At 67.4% G+C, this 18,066-nt stretch carries 17 protein-coding genes, 1 tRNA gene and 2 pseudogenes; 13 read left to right on the top strand and 7 right to left on the bottom strand.

All coding sequences use genetic code 11. The annotated features are described in order from the left end of the window. Together ACWEKR_RS18880 and ACWEKR_RS18875 are read left to right on the top strand one after the other, a co-directional pair. A pseudogene (locus tag ACWEKR_RS18880) lies at positions 1–378 on the top strand (MFS transporter); the annotation flags it as partial. A 377-nt stretch (positions 379–755) separates the two neighbouring features. Further along, positions 756–965, top strand: coding sequence for an ATP-dependent DNA ligase (locus ACWEKR_RS18875; protein WP_452355545.1), 210 nt, complete (start codon positions 756–758; stop codon positions 963–965). A gap of 215 nt (positions 966–1,180) precedes the next feature. On the opposite strand, the gene ACWEKR_RS18870 is transcribed toward ACWEKR_RS18875, so the two are convergent. Next, on the bottom strand, positions 1,181–1,528 hold the full coding sequence (locus ACWEKR_RS18870; protein WP_452355544.1) for a hypothetical protein: 348 nt from the start codon (positions 1,526–1,528) through the stop codon (positions 1,181–1,183). A gap of 119 nt (positions 1,529–1,647) precedes the next feature. Here ACWEKR_RS18870 and ACWEKR_RS18865 point away from each other — a divergent pair, with 119 nt between their 5' ends. Beyond that, complete coding sequence (locus ACWEKR_RS18865; RefSeq protein WP_452355543.1) at positions 1,648–2,133, top strand: site-specific integrase; 486 nt, start codon at positions 1,648–1,650, stop codon at positions 2,131–2,133. Between the two features lie 43 nt (positions 2,134–2,176). Here the strand turns inward: ACWEKR_RS18865 and ACWEKR_RS18860 are convergent. Both ACWEKR_RS18860 and ACWEKR_RS18855 read right to left on the bottom strand, forming a co-directional pair. Beyond that, a tRNA-Pro gene (locus ACWEKR_RS18860) sits at positions 2,177–2,250 on the bottom strand. 150 nt (positions 2,251–2,400) lie between these two features. Continuing rightward, a pseudogene (locus ACWEKR_RS18855) lies at positions 2,401–3,127 on the bottom strand (GNAT family N-acetyltransferase). A 183-nt stretch (positions 3,128–3,310) separates the two neighbouring features. Between ACWEKR_RS18855 and ACWEKR_RS18850 the strand changes: the two are divergent. The 3 genes from ACWEKR_RS18850 to ACWEKR_RS18840 all read left to right on the top strand — a co-directional run bounded on the left by ACWEKR_RS18850 (position 3,311) and on the right by ACWEKR_RS18840 (position 5,727). After that, positions 3,311–3,886, top strand: coding sequence for a TetR/AcrR family transcriptional regulator (locus ACWEKR_RS18850; protein ID WP_452355542.1), 576 nt, complete (start codon positions 3,311–3,313; stop codon positions 3,884–3,886). A gap of 74 nt (positions 3,887–3,960) precedes the next feature. Beyond that, on the top strand, positions 3,961–4,749 hold the full coding sequence (locus ACWEKR_RS18845) for an oxidoreductase (protein ID WP_452355541.1): 789 nt from the start codon (positions 3,961–3,963) through the stop codon (positions 4,747–4,749). 141 nt (positions 4,750–4,890) lie between these two features. Then, positions 4,891–5,727: an MBL fold metallo-hydrolase gene (locus ACWEKR_RS18840; RefSeq protein WP_452355540.1), complete on the top strand. Its 837-nt coding sequence runs from the start codon at positions 4,891–4,893 to the stop codon at positions 5,725–5,727. Positions 5,728–5,763: 36 nt separating this feature from the next. On the opposite strand, the gene ACWEKR_RS18835 is transcribed toward ACWEKR_RS18840, so the two are convergent. After that, positions 5,764–6,795, bottom strand: a complete 1,032-nt coding sequence (locus tag ACWEKR_RS18835) for an amidohydrolase family protein (RefSeq protein WP_452355539.1) — start codon at positions 6,793–6,795, stop codon at positions 5,764–5,766. Positions 6,796–6,973: 178 nt separating this feature from the next. Here ACWEKR_RS18835 and ACWEKR_RS18830 point away from each other — a divergent pair, with 178 nt between their 5' ends. From ACWEKR_RS18830 to mhpA, 3 genes are read left to right on the top strand one after another with little or no spacing between them, the layout of a single operon-like run. After that, complete coding sequence (locus tag ACWEKR_RS18830; RefSeq protein WP_452355538.1) at positions 6,974–7,837, top strand: alpha/beta hydrolase; 864 nt, start codon at positions 6,974–6,976, stop codon at positions 7,835–7,837. Then, on the top strand, positions 7,837–8,841 hold the full coding sequence (locus ACWEKR_RS18825; protein ID WP_452355537.1) for a VOC family protein: 1,005 nt from the start codon (positions 7,837–7,839) through the stop codon (positions 8,839–8,841). Before ACWEKR_RS18830 ends, ACWEKR_RS18825 begins: the two co-directional genes overlap by 1 nt. Further along, on the top strand, positions 8,838–10,580 hold the full coding sequence (mhpA, locus tag ACWEKR_RS18820; RefSeq protein ID WP_452355536.1) for a bifunctional 3-(3-hydroxy-phenyl)propionate/3-hydroxycinnamic acid hydroxylase MhpA: 1,743 nt from the start codon (positions 8,838–8,840) through the stop codon (positions 10,578–10,580). Before ACWEKR_RS18825 ends, mhpA begins: the two co-directional genes overlap by 4 nt. A 39-nt stretch (positions 10,581–10,619) precedes the next feature. On the opposite strand, the gene ACWEKR_RS18815 is transcribed toward mhpA, so the two are convergent. Beyond that, positions 10,620–11,258, bottom strand: a complete 639-nt coding sequence (locus ACWEKR_RS18815) for a TetR/AcrR family transcriptional regulator (protein ID WP_228830366.1) — start codon at positions 11,256–11,258, stop codon at positions 10,620–10,622. 638 nt (positions 11,259–11,896) lie between these two features. Between ACWEKR_RS18815 and ACWEKR_RS18810 the strand changes: the two genes are divergently transcribed. Next, positions 11,897–12,808 (top strand): class I SAM-dependent methyltransferase, encoded by a 912-nt coding sequence (locus ACWEKR_RS18810; protein ID WP_452355535.1) that lies wholly within the window; start codon positions 11,897–11,899, stop codon positions 12,806–12,808. 45 nt (positions 12,809–12,853) lie between these two features. Here the strand turns inward: ACWEKR_RS18810 and ACWEKR_RS18805 are convergent, their stop codons facing one another. Both ACWEKR_RS18805 and ACWEKR_RS18800 read right to left on the bottom strand, forming a co-directional pair. After that, positions 12,854–14,104, bottom strand: a complete 1,251-nt coding sequence (locus tag ACWEKR_RS18805) for an alkane 1-monooxygenase (RefSeq protein ID WP_452355534.1) — start codon at positions 14,102–14,104, stop codon at positions 12,854–12,856. Positions 14,105–14,851: 747 nt separating this feature from the next. After that, a complete protein-coding gene (locus tag ACWEKR_RS18800) occupies positions 14,852–16,174 on the bottom strand; it encodes a lipase family protein (protein WP_452355533.1) in 1,323 nt (440 codons plus the stop codon). 169 nt (positions 16,175–16,343) lie between these two features. On the opposite strand from ACWEKR_RS18800, the gene ACWEKR_RS18795 reads away from it, so the two are divergent. The 3 genes from ACWEKR_RS18795 to ACWEKR_RS18785 all read left to right on the top strand — a co-directional run bounded on the left by ACWEKR_RS18795 (position 16,344) and on the right by ACWEKR_RS18785 (position 18,056). Then, positions 16,344–16,883: a TetR/AcrR family transcriptional regulator gene (locus ACWEKR_RS18795; RefSeq protein WP_452355532.1), complete on the top strand. Its 540-nt coding sequence runs from the start codon at positions 16,344–16,346 to the stop codon at positions 16,881–16,883. Between the two features lie 109 nt (positions 16,884–16,992). Continuing rightward, positions 16,993–17,649, top strand: a complete 657-nt coding sequence (locus ACWEKR_RS18790) for an SRPBCC family protein (protein WP_452355531.1) — start codon at positions 16,993–16,995, stop codon at positions 17,647–17,649. Next, positions 17,649–18,056 carry an ArsR/SmtB family transcription factor gene (locus tag ACWEKR_RS18785; protein ID WP_452355530.1) on the top strand — a complete coding sequence of 136 codons (408 nt, stop codon included), beginning with the start codon at positions 17,649–17,651 and terminating at the stop codon, positions 18,054–18,056. The genes ACWEKR_RS18790 and ACWEKR_RS18785 overlap by 1 nt, the downstream gene beginning before the upstream one ends. Positions 18,057–18,066: the final 10 nt, after the last annotated feature.

The following is an 18,066-nucleotide window of genomic DNA, read 5'->3' as shown; positions in this document are numbered from 1 at the left end:
GGTTGTGCGGCCCTGATACTCAGCGCCGCGCTGCTCGCCACAGCGTTGAGCACTCGGTCGGTGGTCGTCCTCACTGCGGCCGCGCTGATGACCGGTCTCGGGCATGGCGCGAGCTTCGGCAAGGGGCTCGGCGCGGTGGTGGAAGCGGCTCCGCAATCGCAGCGCGGCGAGATCGCCTCCGCCTATTTCGTCGTGGCCTATTTCGCGATTTCCGTGCCGATCCTGGGTGTCGGCTTCGCCGCCCAGCGCTGGAGCCTGTCCCTCATCGGAATCGTTTTCGGTGTAGTGGTCGCCGCCGTGGCCACGGCGGCGCTGGTCGGCGCGCTCTGCGCCGCCCGGCCCCGCGAGAACGCGAGCCCGCTATTCGGGCTCGAGTGAATCACTCTGCGGCGCGCCCTCCGAGCCCGTCCACGAGTCGTTCTCGTCGACGGCACTGGCTTCCACGCCCTCCGCGCTCGGGACCGGCATCGTCTGTTGACATCGAGCAACTTCTGCCGATGACCAGCAGATCCTGGCTGCCACCTCGAGCGCCCACCAACTAGCCGTTGCCGGCCGTCGAGGCGGTTGAGCCTTGGCCCGCGAGGGCGGTACTCCGGAGCCGGTCCCGGTCGCCCCCGTGGTGGTCTCCGCGTGCTCAGCTCGGTCCAGGCCGATTTGGTGACAGATCGCTTGGTCTGTGCCCGCGCCGATGCTCGCGACCGCCGGCCGGCCGCCCGATACCGCAGGTCGCGGGCGATCGAGATGAATGGGATGGGATGCGTGCGGTTTGCCGCCTCGCTGGTGGGCGGGTGGAGTTGTACAGCCGCAACCGCAACAACGTCACCGCGTGCTACCCGGAGCTGACCGGCGCGCTCGCGCAACGCGCGCACGGCACCGACATGATCGTCGACGGCGAGATCGTCGCCCTCGACCCGGCCACCGGCGGTGCGCGGGGCCGACACTTGTCGAGCTGCGGATTTATCTGACGGTACCCCGCTTTTCGTTCACTTCGTTCGGGATCGGTTGGTCGCGTCGTGGTGGTGCGAATGTGAGGACCATCCCCACCGGCGCGGGGCCAACGCGCTTGCGGATGCTGGCCTTTGGCTGGAGTTCCTCTTGTCCGGGCCGCATCCGACATGCGGAACGACTGAGATGAGCACGGACGGTGGTGCCGTCCGGGTTCATTGTGTCGCGGCTGCGGTTATCGGTCGGCGTGCTCCGCGACTTGGCGTAGGTATTCGCGGATCAGTTCGGCCAGCCGTCGGTCCAGTTCGTCCAGTGCCCGCGCGGGCCGACGCGTGCCCGGTGTTGCCGCCGCGCTGTATTCGGTGCCCAGTATCGTCAGCGCACGTTCACGCGGGCGACAGGGCGATGGGCAGTGGTGGTGCACGCTCAGGCTGCGGATCGCGTCGTCGGGACTGAGGTCGCCGGGATCGACCGCGCAATCGGTGTTGGCGATGTTGCTGTCCTGGATCGCGGGCTGTGTGGTGCGGTTGGCGATCCTGGCCGCGTCTCGGCCGCCGCGCCCCGGCGGGTCCTCGAGTCTCATCGGGTCGCTCCCCAGGTTCCGAGCGCGGCCCAGCAGCAGCGCCAGGCCCGGGACACGAGGTCGAAGACGTTCGAATCCGAGGAGGTCGGCGGCGGCAGACGACGCCGGGGCCGGGTGGATTGCAAGACAAGGGCACGAAGGGCAAGCGGTCGCGTCCGATTCCGTTGATCGAGGAGATTCGTCCGCTGATCCTCAGGCGGATCAACGAGGCGCGCGCCCGCGTTGAACGTGGCCCGCAGGAGGCGAGCGAGAAGCAGCGGCGAGAGGCGCTGTTGGATGCTCGGCTGTTCGTCGGGCCTCGGGGAGGTCGCATCCAAACGGGAGTGCTGCGGGATGCGACCCATTGGGACGAGGTTGTGACGAAGCTCGGATATGAGCATCTGCGGCGTCACGATCTCCGGCATACCGGGCTGACATGGTTCGCGGATGCCGGGGTTCCGCTGCATCGGCTTCAGCGGATCGCCGGGCACACTGATCCCAGGATCACGCAGCGGTACCTACACCCGGATATCGCGGCATTGCAGGAGGATGGCAATCAGCTGTCGCGGCACCTGCGGGGCAAGTCTGGCCCCAGATTGGCCCCAACTCTGCGGGCGGTACCGTAGGAAAAAATCCCCTCCGATGCAGGTCGGAGGGGATTTTTCTCTGTCGGGCTGACAGGATTTGAACCTGCGACCACTTGACCCCCAGTCAAGTGCGCTACCAAACTGCGCCACAGCCCGTTGCGTCCGCTGTGCGGGCGCTCGAAGAGACTACCGCACGAGGGTGGGGCGGTGCTAATCGCCTAGTCAGAGTGGGTTGTGGTGCCTACGCGGATGGTGGCGGCTCGGGGTCTCCGGTCAGGGCTGCCGACGGCGCTCAGCCGACCTGTGTCAGGGGAGGTCGCCGGGCGACGACGGTGCTCGCACGACAGTCGGTCGCGAGCGTTTACGCAGGCTGAATCCCAGTGAGTGGTACAAACCGATCGCTGTCGTATTGCGGGCCAGCGCGTGCAGGAACGGTGTCTCGCCGCGCGCGGATGCCCGCGCCGACCGCGCGGATCAGGCGGGTGGCGAACCCGCGGCCCCGGAATTCCGCGTCGGTGCACACGGCGCTGATCTCGGTCCAGCCCGGCGGATGCAGATGCTCTCCGGCCATCGCGACCAATCGGCCGTCGACCCGTAGGCCCGGATAGGTCCCCATTTCGATGGTCCGTGGCGCGTAGGGGCCGGGTTCGGTGCGGGCGATCAGTTCCAGGATCTCGGGCACATCGGCTGCGGTGAGAACTTCCAGTTCCGGATCGTGGACGACGCGCAGCGCGGCGCCGTCCATCTGTACCGAGTCCATCTCGTCCAGCATCGTCCAGCCGTCCGGCGGCACGTGGCCGTAGCCGCGCAAGGCAGTACTGCCGCCCGGTCCGAGCAGTGTGGCCAGGTCAGCCCAGTCCTGCGCATCCAGCACCGGCGGGTGTCCTACGAATCCGGCGACTTGCGGGTCGTAGCGGCCGATCCGTCCTACCCAGGCGGCGAACCGGCGGTGCGCGCCACGCAGCGACGCCAGGACCGGGTCGTCGAGCGGGTGTAGTGCGGTATCGGCGTCGATGGTCGACTCAGTGGTCACCGCGCACTTCTCCGTAACAGCGTCCTGCCGGAAGGTCAGCGAGGCGCACGACCGACGGGCATCGTTGCGCTCAGCGCGATTCCGATACCGATCCCGGCCGCAAAGCAGCGTCCGGTCGCAGGCCTGTGCACCGGTGGGCGACCTTTCTTGACCTGTGGGTCTAAAACGGTTACGGTTACGGTCATGGGCAGGCCACGCAACTTCGACGCCGATACGGTGGTGGAGCGGGCCATGGAGACGTTCTGGACCCATGGGTACGCCAATACCTCTCCCGCTCAGCTGGCCGAGGCCACCGGTATCGGGAAGGGTAGTCTGTACCACGCTTTCGGCAGCAAGCGCGCGTTGTTCGACCGGGCTCTGGACCGCTACGACAGGATGGGAGTCGAACTGGCGGCCGACATCCTGACCCGCCCGGGTTCCACCCGTGATTGCGTGGCCGATTTCCTGCGCGGGATGGTCGATGCCGATCTGGCACAACCGGTTCGGCGCGGCTGCCTGGCGGTGAACACCGCCATGGAACTGGCGGGGCACGATGCGGAGATCACCCGGGCGGTGCGCGCCATGCAAGACCACGTGATGGCGGCGTTGGAGGCCCGTATCGACCAGGGGCGGCGCGACGGTGACGTGCGCGCGGGCGTCGACCCGCGAGGGATGGCCGAGTTCCTGATGAACACCATCGTCGGCCTTCGCGTGATGGCCAAGACCTACGACGCGCCCACGTTGCATCGCATCATCGACACCGCACTGGCCGGCCTCTGAAATTCGCTTGTCGCCCACCGTCTCGACTGCTGCCCAGATTTTTGACCTGTAGTTCAAGAAAGAGAGGATCATTCATGGATCTCGAACTGTCCGGTAAGACCGCCGTCGTCACCGGCGCAGGCCGCGGCATCGGCCTGGCTGTCGCCGAAGCGTTGTCCGCCGAGGGCGTCCGGGTGGTCGGCGCCGCGCGCACCATCACTCCAGAACTCGAAAAAGCAAGTGTCGCAGCAGTTCCCGTAGATCTCGCCACCTCGGCGGGAGCGACCCGGCTGATCGGCGCCGCACTGGACGAATTGGGCGGCATCGACATCCTGGTCAACAATGTCGGCGCCGTGAACGCCGCTCGTCTGGAACTGGGCGGCTTCCTCGAGGTCGAGGACGAGCAATGGCGAGAACTGTTCGATCTGAACCTGTTCAGCGCCATCTGGGTCACCCGCGCGGCTCTGCCCAGCCTGCTGGAGCGGCGCGGCGCGATCGTCACCGTCTCGTCGATCAACAAGCATCTACCGGCCGCAGGCCCGGTCGGTTACAGCGAGGCCAAGGCCGCGTTGACCGCGCTCACCAAGCGGCTCAGCGAGGAGTACGCTCCGCGCGGGGTGCGGGTCAATGCCGTCTCTCCCGGTGTGGTTGGCACGCCGATGTGGCGCGGACCGCACGGTGTGGGCGCCAAGTTCGCCGCGGCGCAGGGCGTTTCGCAGGAGCAGCTGCTCGCGGCCGTTCCGGAGCAGTTCGGCATCGCCTCCGGCCGGATCAGCGAACCGGAGGAGGTCGCCGCCCTCGTCGCCTTCCTCGCGTCGCCGAAAGCGGCCAATATCGTCGGTGCGGACTACGTCATCGATGGCGGCACCCTGAAGATCGCCTGACATCGGTCGAGGCGGGGGAAACGGGCGCCGGACATGTTCGTACACTTGATTTTTGAGTGACGACCATGGTCGACGCCTGTCGCGCTCGACGGCACGGGCGGGCAGGGTAACCGACCGGACGGCGCGGATAGGAGCGGACTGGTGCGTGTCCATCATTTGGATGCCGGGGGGACTCGTCCTTTCGGGGGCCGTTTGTTCGACGGCAGGCCGGGGATACGGCGCAGGGCCGCCGGCGCGTGTCACTGCTTGTTGATCGAGCACTCCGCCGGATTGGTCCTCATCGACACCGGATACGGTGAACAGGCGCTGATCCAGCCGGATGCCTGGGTCGGGCGGCAGCTCATCCGGCAATCGAACCCGGTGCTCGACCACCCGATCGCCCGGCAGATCGAGGCGCTGGGCTTCACCCGCGACGACGTCCGGGACATCATCGTGACGCACCTCGATCTCGATCACGCGGGTGGCCTCGCGGATTTTCCCGCGGCCACCGTGCACGTCCACCGTGCGGAGCTGGACGCCGTCGAAGGCCCCTATGGTCGTCGCGAGGAATTCCGTTATCGCAGAGCGCAATTCGCGCACGGACCCAAGTGGTCGGTTTACGAATCCGACAGCGATGCGTCGAGCTGGTTCGATTTCCAGGCGGTCCGCGAACTGCGGGGCCTGCCCTCGGAAATACTCCTCGTTCCGCTGGCTGGACATACGCGCGGGCATGTCGGTGTCGCCGTCGACACGGGCGACGGCTGGTTGTTGCACGCCGGCGACGCCTATACCTACCACGGACAGTTGAACGCCGAGCCGTCCATGCCGGTGGGCACGCGACTTTTCCAGTGGTATGTGGACACTCGGCGGCAGTCCCGGATCGAGAACCAGCAGCGGCTGCGTGAACTCGTCCGTGACCACGGCGACGCGGTGACCGTGTTCTCCGCGCACTGTGCGACCGAATTCGAACGGCTGAGCATTGCACGCCGGACCGCCTGACCCACGCCGACGAGCGGCGCCTTCCGGCCCGCCGGTTCAGCGGCGGGCGACCGCCCGGGCCACACTGCGGAACAGTCTGCGCCGCAGACTCGCCCGCGCCCTGGTGAGCAGAGGTGGCTCCGGCATCGGCGCGGCGTCGCCGAACTTCGGAAACAATGCGAGGGCGTTGTCGCGCCAGATGTTTCGCCGCGTGATGTCGTCACATCCGGAAAAGGTGTCGAGCCCGGCGTTGAAATAATGCACCGCGGGCTCGGGGGCGAAGGGCCAGTCGCTGCCGTAGAGCACGTGCCCTGGTTCGGCGAACGCGAGCAGGCTCGGCAACGTCGCGGCGCCGGCCGACAACGCGGTGTCGAAATAGAACCCGGCGAAATCGTCGAGGACGTCCAGCGGGCTGCGTCCGGTGTCGTTGACGATGGCCAGCGACATGCGGTGAGCGGCGTACGGGACGAACCCGCCTGCGTGGCTCAAGAGGAAACGGATGTTGGGATACCGGCGCCGAATGCCGTTGCGTACCAGGAGGAATGCCGCCCGGGTGGTGTCGAGCAGGAAATCCGCGGCGAAGGGGGGAACACCCGGCACGGCGGGTGCGGGGAGGTCGGCCGGATGGACGAACGCGACGGCCGCTCTTCGGTCCAGGACCCGGAAGAGGGCGTCCTGCCCTTCTTCGCCCAGATAGGTCCCCGCCGCGTTGCCGAGCAGCACGACGCCGTCGGCGCCCAGATCGTCGAGGGCCCGCTCGGCCTCGGCGGCGGCCGCTTCGACGTCCGGCATGGCGAGGGTGGCGAAGAAGCCGAACCGGTCGGGGTCGGCGTGCGCCAGCGCGGCGGTGTCGTCGTTGAGCGCGCGGGCGAGTGCGGCCGCCTGGGCCGGATCGGCCAGGAAGGTGGTGCCGGGAGTCGACACCGACAGCACCGCCGAAGCGATCCCGGCTTGCGTCATCAACGCCCGCGCCCCTTCGGCGCTCCACTCGGGCAGCGCACGTCCACCAGGTGCGGTGACACCGTGCACCCGGAGCGCCTCGGCGTAGTCCGGGGGTATCAGGTGCTGATGCACGTCGATGCGGTTCATTGAGCAGTCCTTTCTCCGGACGCGCCGGGTTCGATGGGCGCCCGAGAGGGGTCCGAACCCTCACTCTGGCGCACCTGGGAGCGACGCGCAACTGATTCTGATGATTTCATCATTTCTGCTTGACAGAGTATTTCCCCATAACTGATGATTACATCAGAACAGTGAATCGGAGGCAGTCATGACAATCGACAACGCCGCCGAGACCGGGCGGACTGTCCGGGTCGGCGCTCGGGACATCTTCTACAGCGAGGCCGGTGCCGGCGATGCGGTGGTGCTCTTGCACGGGGGTGGGCCGGGCGCGAGCGGCATGTCGAACTACGCCCGCAATGTCGCGGCGCTGGCCCGGCGTTTCCGGGTGATCGTGCCGGACATGCCCGGCTATGGGCGTTCGGCGAAGCACATCGATCAGTCCGACCCGTTCGGCGACTTGGCCGCGGCGATAGGTGGTCTGCTGGACGCCCTCGGCCTCGGCTCGGCGCACCTGATCGGGAACTCCTACGGGGGAGCGGCGGCGCTGCGGTTGGCGATGGACCGGCCCGAGAAAGTACGCAAGCTGATCCTCATGGGGCCCGGTGGTGTGGGCACCACGCGCGCGTTGCCGACCAAAGGCCTGCAGTCGCTGCTGTCCTACTACGGCGGCGATGGGCCCAGCCGCGCCAAACTGGCCGAATTCGTCCGCGAATACCTGGTCTACGATGCAGGCGACGTCGGCGAAGACGTCATCGACCAGCGTTATCGAGCCAGCCTCGATCCCGACGTGGTGGCCGACCCGCCCTTGCGGCGTCCCTCGGGCCCCTCGGCATTGCGGACGCTGTGGCGGATGGACTTCACCCGCGACCCGCGGCTGTCGCGAGTACCGCATTCGACCCTGGTGATCTGGGGCGCCGAAGACAAGGTGAACCGGCCCGCAGGCGGGCGCATGCTCGCCGAGCGGATGCCGCACTGCGATCTGTACCTGGCGGCCGAGACCGGCCATTGGGTCCAGTGGGAGCGCGCGGAGCTGTTCAACGAGATGGCCCGCGCGTTCCTGGGAGCGGTGTGATGGGCTCGGGCTCGGTGTTCGGTGCGGTACACCTGGGCTACGTGGTGGTGCACTCTCACCGGCAGGCCGACTGGCGCCGGTTCGGCGCGTCGGCGATCGGGATGCACGTCGACGAACTCGACACCGACGTGCTGCGCTTCCGCTTGGACGACCACGCTTGCCGCTTCCTCATCCGGCGCGGCCCGGCCGAGGACGTCACCGCGCTGGGCTGGCAGGTCGACGACCATGAGACCTTCGACCGCATCCTCGCGCGGGTCAGCGATCGCGGCGTGCCGATCGAGGAAGGCACCGTCGAGCAGGCGGCCGCGCGCGGCGTGCAGCGGCTGTGGCGCTTCCCGGGCCCCAAAGGCATCGCCACCGAAATCTTCACCACCCCGGTGACGACCCAGGAGCCGCTGGAGATGATCGGTTCCGGCTGGGTCACCGGGGAGGCGGGGATGGGTCACGTGGCGATCGTTTCCCGCGAACCGGAGTCGATGCGCAGCTACTACGACACGGTGTTCGACGCGCGGTTGACCGACTACATCGATGAGAACGTCTCCGGTCTGAGGATGAAGATCCGGTTCCTCAGGGTGAACGAACGCCATCACTCGATCGCGATCGCGAACCTGCGCGGGGTGAAGATCGATCCGCTGCGCACGCGTGTGCAGCACATCAACATCCAGTCCGCGAGCCTGGACGACATGCTGGCCGCGTACGGGCGGGTCACCGATCTGGGTTTCCGGATGGCGTGGTCGGTGGGCCAGCACACCAACGATCGTGAGTTGTCGTTCTATTGCGTGACGCCGTCGGGCTTCGAGTTGGAGGTCGGCTGGAATCCGGTGGTGATCGGTCCGGAACTGGAATCGACCTGGGAGCCGAGCACCTATCAGGGCATCAGTGTCTGGGGCCACACCACGGTGGGGGAGACGGTGCTGGACAAGTTCGCGCAATTCCGGCAAGCCCTACGGACCGTGCGGACACCGGAAACCACGGTTCCCCGACTGGGAGGAGCGTCGCGATGAGCGTTTTCGACGTGGATGTCGTAGTGGTCGGCCTCGGTCCGACCGGGTTGACCTTGGCCAACCTGCTCGGACGGCGCGGGGTGCGGGTACTGGTGCTGGAACGCGAGCCGGAGTACTACGGGCTGGCTCGTGCGGTATACACCGACGACGAAGGCATGCGGATCTTCCAGACCGCCGGCGCCGCGGACGAATTGGCGGCGGACATGAACGTCGATTCGACCGTGCAGTGGGTGCGCGCGGACGGCTCCGTCCTGGCGCAGTTCCATCAGACCGATCGGCCGCTGGGCTGGCCGGTGGTCAATTTCCTGTACCAGCCGTATCTGGAGAACACCCTGGAACGGGCGCTCGGCCGTTATCCGCACGTCACGGTGCGGCGCGGTCGCGCGGTCGTCGATTTCGAGCAGGACGCCGACGGTGTGAGCGTCGAGCACACCGAATGCCGGGGCACCGGATACGGCAAGCATCCGGCGGCCACCGATCCGCGCACGGCCGAACGGGTGCGGGCCAAGTTCCTGGTCGGCTGCGACGGCGGACGCAGTGTGGTGCGCACCAAGCTCGGTATCGAGATGTCCGGCACCAGTTTTCCGGAACGGTGGCTGGTGGTCGATCTGCGCGCCCGCGACGGTGTCGACGCCTTCCGGCATCTGCCGTATTTCGACTTCGTATGCGATCCCGAACTGCCGATCGTGTCCTGTCCGCAGCCGGATCGGCATCACCGCTTCGAGTTCATGCTGTCGCCGTCGCAGACGAAGGAGGAGATGGAGGACCCGGACACGGTGCGCCGCTACATCGCCCGCTTCGTCGATCCGGACGAAGTGGAGGTGCTGCGCAAGCTGGTCTACACCTTCAACGCGGTCGTCGCCGACCGCTGGCGCGACCGGCGCATCCTCGTCGCGGGCGACGCCGCGCACATGACCCCGCAGTTCATCGGGCAGGGTATGAACTCCGGGGTACGCGACGCGGACAACCTGTCCTGGAAACTGACCGCGATCCTGGAACACGGTGCGGCGCTGGAGATCCTGGACAGCTACGAGTCGGAACGACGCCCGCACGCCAAGGCGATGATCGATCTGTCGGTGCTGAACAAGAAGCTCGTCTCGATCGACAACAGGATGATCGCGGCGGCCCGGGACGTCGGTCTCACCACCGCCTTGCGGGTGCCCGGGCTCGGCGGCTGGATCCGCGGGGCGAAGATGAAACCGCGGCCGCGCTTCCGCCGCGGTGCATACCTCGGTCTGCCCCGGCGCGGCCTGCGCGGAGTGGAGGGAACCTTGGCCCCGCAGCCGGACATCCGCGACTACAACGGACGCCATCGGCGCCTGGACGACGCATTGGGCGTCGGATTCGCGGTGCTGGGCTATGGGACCGATCCCCGCCGGACTCTGGGGCCGGAGGATTCGGCGGTGCTGAGCGGTATCGGCGCCGCTTTCGTCACCGTGTACCCGATCGGCGGACGTCCCCAGGGCAAACCGGGTGACGGACGTGACGACGTCATCGATGTCGAAGACCACACCGGCACGCTGACCCGATGGTTCGCCAAGGCGGGACTGCGCACCGGCGGCGTCGTCGTACTGCGTCCCGACCGATTCGTCTTCGGTGTCGCCGCCCCCGGATACGGCGGGGCGTTGGTCGGCGAATTGCGGCGGCAACTGGGCATATCCGCGCATTCCGGACAGCCTCAGGTCGACCAGCCGGTCACCGATGCCGGCGGAACGCCGCAGTACGAGGAGACTCGATGACCACCGGCGCGACCGGGTGACCAGCCGCGCGGAATGCCTTCACAACTGCGGCTGCGGAGGAAGCGGCGCGGACACCAACTTGCGGGCCGTGCGTTTCGGCATCCCGAACATGCGCAGGACATGGAAGGTCATATCGTCCGAGAGCGCCCCGGCGTCGGCGTCGGGGCGCTGCTCGAGCAGTTGCAACAACCCCAGCAGCGCGCCGCCCGCGGCCATCACCGCCATGTCCGGATCCAGCACCTCGAACCGGCCGGCCTCCTGGGCGGCGAGGATGTCGCGGCGCGCCCGAGGGGCCAGACCCTCGCCACGGGAGAGCACCGACATGCCCGAGTGCAGGATGACCCGCACCATCTCGGGCACCTGCCGCTGCAACCGGCCGGTCATCCGGAAACTCACCGCGAACACCTCGGCCGGATCGTCGTAGAGCCGGACGATCTCGTCGCGCATCTGGGCGTAGACCTCCAGCGCCGAGCTCACCGCTTCGTCGAACAGCTGCTCTTTGGTCTGGAAGTGGTTGTAGAACGAGCCGAAACCGACGTCAGCGGCGTCGGTGATCTCTTGGATGCTCACCGCCGACCTGCCTTCCGACAAGAACTTGCGTGCGGCAGCCAGCAGCGCGTTGCGGGTGCGTTCCCGGCGTCGATCGGTCCGAGTACGTACCACCGGCTCCGCAGTCATCGACCTCTCCCGCCTTTCCCATCGGTACGGGAATCATAGCTGATCAAATGATCAGATCCGGAGGGGTCGTGCGCACGTCCCGGGTTCAGGGCGCCGCTTTTGTCGGGTGCCGAGCACCTGCCGAAAGGTCCTGCCGCGAGCCGTGACAGCGTCGTCACGGCGGCGTGCCGCACTCCGCGCCGAGTGGTGACCGATCCGTCCGGGGCCGGGCGGCAGGTGCTGGATGGCGATATAAGGCAAATGTAGCTATCCGTTGGCGTCCTGACCCGAGTAGTGCGCTACCCGATCGGGCCTGTCGTCGGCACCCATGAGCGCAGCTGATCACGCAGCTCGCCACGCCCTGTGGGTGGCGCTCCGCGGGAGGGGTGCGGCCCGCGGTCGCCCACCAGTCTGGTGGCATCGTGCCGCCGAGTGTTTGCTGATATGGCCGGTTACGGGAACAGGTTCTCGGGTGTCGAGGTAGCGTGAAGGAAGTGCCGGCCGAGGTCCGGACACGTCGTCGCCGTCGGCGCGGGTCCTCCTCGGCTGCGAGTGGTCGGTGCGTCTTCGGACATCGCGGTCGCATCCGGCTGGAAGCCGTCACGGCCCGGCGGCTCCCGCTGAACAGCAGTGCTGGTTTGCGAGAAAGTTCCGCCGTCATGAGTGTTCATGCCCCCCTCTACCGCGAAATCCTCTCCCGGGAAGAGCTGCCGGATGAGTTCTTCGGACTGTTCCTCGACCCGACCCGGACCTACAGTTGCGCGCTGTGGACCCATTCCGACGACACCCTGGAAAAAGCCCAGCTGGCGAAGATCGATCTCGCCTTGGCCAAATGCGATCTCCAGCCGGGGATGACCTTGCTGGACGTCGGGTGCGGATGGGGTTCGACCATGCTGCGCGCCATGGACACCTACGGGGTGAACACGATCGGGTTGACCCGTAGCCGTAACCAGTACCGTTATGTGCGGGACATGCTCGTCGACCGGCTGATCCGCGGACGCCCGTACGGCGGGGTGCGCGTGCAGGGCTGGGAGGATTTCGACCGGCGCGCCGACCGGATCGTCTGCATCGGAGCTCTGGAACACCTGCCGGTGGACCGCTACGGGGAGTTCTTCGATTTCGCCTACCGGATCATGCCCGCGGACGGGGTGCTGCTGCTGCAGACCGTGGTCAGCCACACCCGGGACTACCTTCGGGCGCACGGAGGCCGGATCACCAGCGACGATTTCGCGTTCTTGCGGTTCCTGCGTGAGACCATCTTCCCTGGCGGCCAGCTTCCGCTACCGAGGGGCCATCACCCCAAAGGGATCACCGAATACGCGGAGGACGCCGGATTCACCGTCGCCGATGTGCAGGCACTGGGTCCGCATTACACCACCACGTTGGACCGCTGGGCCGATGCCTTGCGCGAATACCGGGATCAGGCGGTCCGGCTCGCCGGGCAGGACACCTACGACGCCTATCTGCGGTATCTGACCGGGTCCGCCGAGTACTTCCGCCGCGGGCACACCGACGTCATGCAGTTCACCTGCCGCAAACCCGATGCGCGGCGCCCATCCGCCTCGCTGTGACCCCGGCGGTTCGGCCGCGGAAGGCTTACTCCGCAGGTGGTGGCGTCACCGATTCGCCTCGGTCGGGAACCAGTCCTCGTCGGGGTCGGTGGACAAGCTCGAGCCGTGGGCGCTAGGGCTCGCATCCGTCGGCGCCTCCGCGCGCGGACGCCGGATCGGCAGGACGAGCCTGCGCCTGCGGGGCTTGATATTGACCAGCGAGAGGTCGCCGTCGTAATGGTCCAGGACGCGGTGGTCCATGACCGCGCGCCACAGCGGCGGGATCGCGGCGAGCACGACCATGGTGGCGTAGCCCGCGGGCAGTTGGGGCGCCACGTCGCAGCTGCGGAGGGTTTGGTAGCGGCGGCCGGGATTGGCGTGGTGGTCGCTGTGGCGCTGCAAGTGGAACAGGAAGATGTTGGTGACCAAGCGGTCGCTGTTCCAGCTGTCGCGCGGCGAGCAGCGGGCATACCGGCCGTCGGGTCGCCGAGTCCGCAACAGTCCGTAGTGCTCGACGTAGTTGACGGTTTCCAGCAGCCCCGCGCCGATCACCGCCTGAATGGCGAGATACGGGATCGTGCCGGGGCCGAACACCACGATCAAGGTGGTGAACAGCGCCGCGCTCATCGCCCACGCTTGCAGAAGGTGATTGCTGGGGCTGAGCCAGGGTTTGCCATTGCGCGCCAGCCGCTTGCGCTCCAGGGCCAGAGCGGAGCGGAATCCGCCCGTGACCGTACGCGGCAGGAATTGCCACAGTGACTCGCCGAAGCGGGCGCTGGCAGGGTCCTCGGGCGTGGCGACGCGAACGTGATGGCCACGGTTGTGCTCCACGAAGAAGTGCCCGTACCCGGACTGCGCGAGCGCGATCTTGGCCAGCCATCGCTCGAGACGTTCGGAGCGGTGGCCGAGTTCGTGTGCCGCGTTGATTCCGATTCCCGAGACGAAGCCGAGGGTGACGGCCAAGCCGAGCTTGTCGGCCAGGCTCAGTTCATGGCTGGCCCACAAGTAGCAGGCGATGAGCAGGCCGATGAACTGCAGCGGCAGGAAGAGGAAGGTGCACCACCGGTAGTAACGGTCGTTGGACAGCGCCTCGTAGTCTTCGTCGCGAGGGTTGCTTCCATCGTCGCCGATGGTCCAATCCAGCAGCGGGATGATCACCAGCACGATGATCGGCCCGATCCACCAGAACACCTCCAGTCCGGTGTGTACCACCAGCTGAGAGGGGAGAAGCGCGCAACCCGGGGCGATCAGCCCCAGCACCCACAGATAGCGTTTGGGGTCGCGGGCTCGCGTGTGCTCGAAGATCGTCATAGTCATCTCGCCGATCCGTGAGGACAACACTCAACCGACAGTTCCGACTGCGGACAACACTTGCACCGTGCACGCGACTCCAGAATAGCTAGAAGTTCGCTGTCTGCTGGCGATCCGTCGAAACCGCCGATTGAGCGGGCGATGCACGCCTTCGGCGTACGCATTGCTGATCGGTCGGATCGGAGGTTTCCGAGAAAGCTTCGGTGTGGGTGGCGCATCCGGCTCGGGCTCTAGCGGCTGGATTCGGCAACCGCGATCGCCTCGGTCATGGAGACCTCGGTTGTCGGGCCGTGCCTGGTGTTTCGACAGCGGGGCATCGATCTCTGCCCTTCCCGCATTCGGCGCCGCCGCGTGATGAACGGGTCGATCCGGGGCGGATCTCCGAGTGTCACCGCTGTGCGCACCTGAGCGGCTCAGGCCGATGGGATGAGCCAACTCCGACATTCGAACCTTTCTGTACCGAAATCGACCAAGCTGACGAACGGTTGAACTGCAATGCAGCTAACTCTGCGCAAATCATCTGCCGACTTCGGCGGCAGGGTGTATCGAACGATTGCGGGTGAAGCTACGCGCCGCTCGGGGAACTTTGCGTCTCGGGCAGCAAGTCGGCCGCGGCTCGGTCGTGGGACCGAACCGCGGCCGACCACTGTGCGAGGAGATCACGGCGCTACGGGTGGAACCGCTGCGCGAGGCGCTGCGCCGAGACTCCGATCGAGATACCGACGGTATCCGACTGTTCGGTGTTTCCGCAAATCAGGGGAGTGCCCCGCAATTGGACGGTGCGGGCTGGTCGGCGAGCCGCTGGGTCATCCAGTCCTGTGAGGCCACCAGGGAGGGGAAGAACGCCAGCACGTGGGTGGCCCGCAACCCGCTGATGACGCTGGGCAGTTCGCCGTTCGCGTTCAATTGGACAGGCGCGCCGCCGCCGCACCACCCGGCAGCCAGTTCGCGGACGGGCACGTACGGCGCACCCTCGTCGATCGGGCTCGAGGCGATGAGCACGGGCACCCGCGGGGTGAGCGTGCCGACGCGCTGATCGTTGAACGCCGCCTTCAGGACCGGGGACTGATCGATCACCGCGGTGAGCGGTTGCCCGCTGGTGGTCCACTGCGAGGTGTTCGGGAACTGCTGGGCCAGTCCGAGCGGTACGGCGCACTTGTCCGCCGACTCGCGCAGGATCGCCTTGCCGGTGTCGTTGAGCTCGGCGTCGAGCACCGGGCGGGTTTCGGGATAGTTCGCGGCGATGCCGTTGAGAATCCACGCGAAGGCGGGTCCGAGCGGAGCCCGGCCGTCGTTGAAGCCGATGAAGTATTCGTCGTCCACGACCGGCCCGCCGGCGTAGGCGCCCCGGACGTTCAACTCGGGGGCGTAGCTCGGCTGCAATTCGGCCGCGCCGGCGGAGGCCATGCCACCCTGGGAGTATCCGTACAGGATGACGGGCGAGCCGGGATGGAGACTGGTGCCCGGCAATTGCAGCGCCGCGCGCGCGGCGTCGAGCAGCGCGTACGCCTGAGATTTCCGGTTGAGATAGTCGTGCACCGCCGGTGTGCCCAGGCCGTGGTAATCGGTCACCATCACCGCCATGCCCCGGGCCAGCAGGGTGTACAGCGCCAGCACGTCGTATTCGACCATGACGTCGAACGGAGGTTGGTATTGGACGAATTGCGCGAGCAGTTTCGAGGGCGCGCACTGATCGCCCTGCCCCTTCGTGCCGACCGCGTAGGCGATCAGCGGGCGGTCGCCCGGACCGGTCCATGGCTGAGCCGGCTCCAGATAGGTGCCCACCACCGCCGCTCGCTCGCCGTGGGTATCACTGCTGGCATACATGATCCGCGTCGACGTCGCCGGGATCTGCCCCGGTTGTCCGGGGACCGAAATCGCCAGACGCGACCCTTCGGCGCGGATGATGGAGCCCGGCGCGCCCGCTGGTGACGCGGGCGGAATGTAGAAATCGTCGCCGGCCACGGTGTCCGCGGCCGGTTCCGTCCATGCTTGCGGGGCGGTGATCGCCCCGCCCCCGACCACGAGGAAAGTTCCCGTCAAAGCTGTGGCCAATCTGAGTATTCGGCTCCTCACGATGCGATCCTTCCTGCGATTGGGATACCCAGGGCATCTAGAATCGGATACTGAGAGTATCTGTAAGGGGTAGAGATTGTCCGGGAATAGCGATGAGTGTCGGCCGCTTCGGGGAACAGGGCGTTCGCGGCCGACACGAGCGCAAAGTCGAGCACGGACGCGCAACGTTTTGATCGCGACCGCCAAGCGCCTTTTTCTGGCGGACGGCTATCAAGCGACGACTCTGGACAAGGTCGCGAAAACGGCCGGTTTCACCAAAGGCGCGGTGTATTCGAACTTCCGCACCAAAGTCGAGCTGTGTCTGGCCGTGCTCGACGAAATCCACGGCGAGCGGGCAGCGGAAGTCGCCGCGATCATCGCCGCGCCTACGGCCGCCGAGCGGCTGAAGCGGATGACGGAATGGGCCGAACGGGTGGTCGGTGATCCCGACTGGACGCGATTGGAACTGGAGTTCGGCGTCCAGGCGCGTCGCGACGAGCACCTCCGCGCCGAACTCGCGACCCGGCTCGGCGCTATCACGGGCATGGTAGGCGCGGCGTTGCGGGCGGTCGGTGATCACCGTGCCCCCATGCCGCAGGCGGAAGCCGCCGTCGCGGTGCTGGCGCTCGGCGTCGGGCTGGGCCTGTTCCGATCCATCGATCCCGGCATCCCGGTCGCGGGCATGATCTCCGCGCTGCGCGCCATCGCGGGGGTGTCCCCGAACGACTGATCGGCCGGTACCCGGTCGGATTCGGCCGCGCGTGGGCCGGATGCCGTCGGTGCTTGGCGTGCTCGCCGTCGATCGCTAATATAAGTAAAAACTTATTAAGGAGGAGCTCATGCCACTGTTGTCCGATCCCGCCGCCGTCGCCGGGCTCGTCACACGTGAAGTCCGCACCGGATCGCGCGACGGCACGCCGACCCGGATCGCCGTCGCACGCCGCCGTTACCCGACCGACCAGGCGGATCTGTGGGACGCGCTGACCGATATCGAGCGGATCCCACGCTGGTTCCTGCCCGTCAGCGGTGACCTGCGGGTCGGCGGACGCTATCAGCTCGAGGGCAATGCCAACGGTGTCGTCGAAGAGTGCGATGCACCGGAACGGTTCGCCGTGACCTGGGAGATGGGTCCGCAGATCTCATGGCTGACGGTCGTTCTCACGCCGATCGAGGACGGCACCGAGCTGGAGTTGCGGCACGAGGCGCCGGTCGATCCCGAGTTCTGGGTGCAGTACGGCCCCGGCGCGGTGGGCGTCGGGTGGGATCTCGCCCTGGTGGGCCTCGGCCTGCATCTTTCGAGCGGAGCGCCGGTGGACGCGGCCGAAGGCCTTGCCTTCCCGACGACCCCCGAGGGCGTGACGTTCGTCCGGACGGCGGCGCTGGGCTGGGCGGAGGCTGCCGTCGGCGACGGTGACGACCCGGCCGCGGCGAACTCGGCGGCGCTGCGGACCGTCGACTTCTACACGATCGTGCCCGAGGACGGCTCCGAGTCCTGATGGATCGGGCTCCCGCACAGATCTTCGAGGCGCTCGGCGACCCGGTCCGCCGGTTCATTCTCGAATTGGTGGCGACCGAGGAACAGCCTGCGGGCGCGGTGGTCGCCGCCGTGCGACAGCACATGCGGATCTCGCAGCCCGGCGTCTCCCAGCACCTCAAGGTGCTTCGCGACGCCGGGCTGGTGCTCGTCCGCGCCGAGGGCACGCGACGGTGGTACACCCTCGCCCCCACGGGCGTCGACGCCGCCCGAGCCTGGCTGACCGAGTTGGCGGACCCGCTGCACCGGTTCGCGCAACCGCTCGACGCACTGGCGACGGAGATCGCGCGCGGAAAGCGCGCTCGTCGAAGCGCCGGAACCGATCGAACCGGTGGAAAGGACTTCGGCCGCAGCGCCCGCCACGCGTGAGCCCGGCGGG

It is taken from the genome of Nocardia sp. NPDC004573, assembly GCF_053602135.1.
Note: the sequence above shows the minus strand (reverse complement) of the source record. Positions and strands in the feature narration are given on the sequence as shown.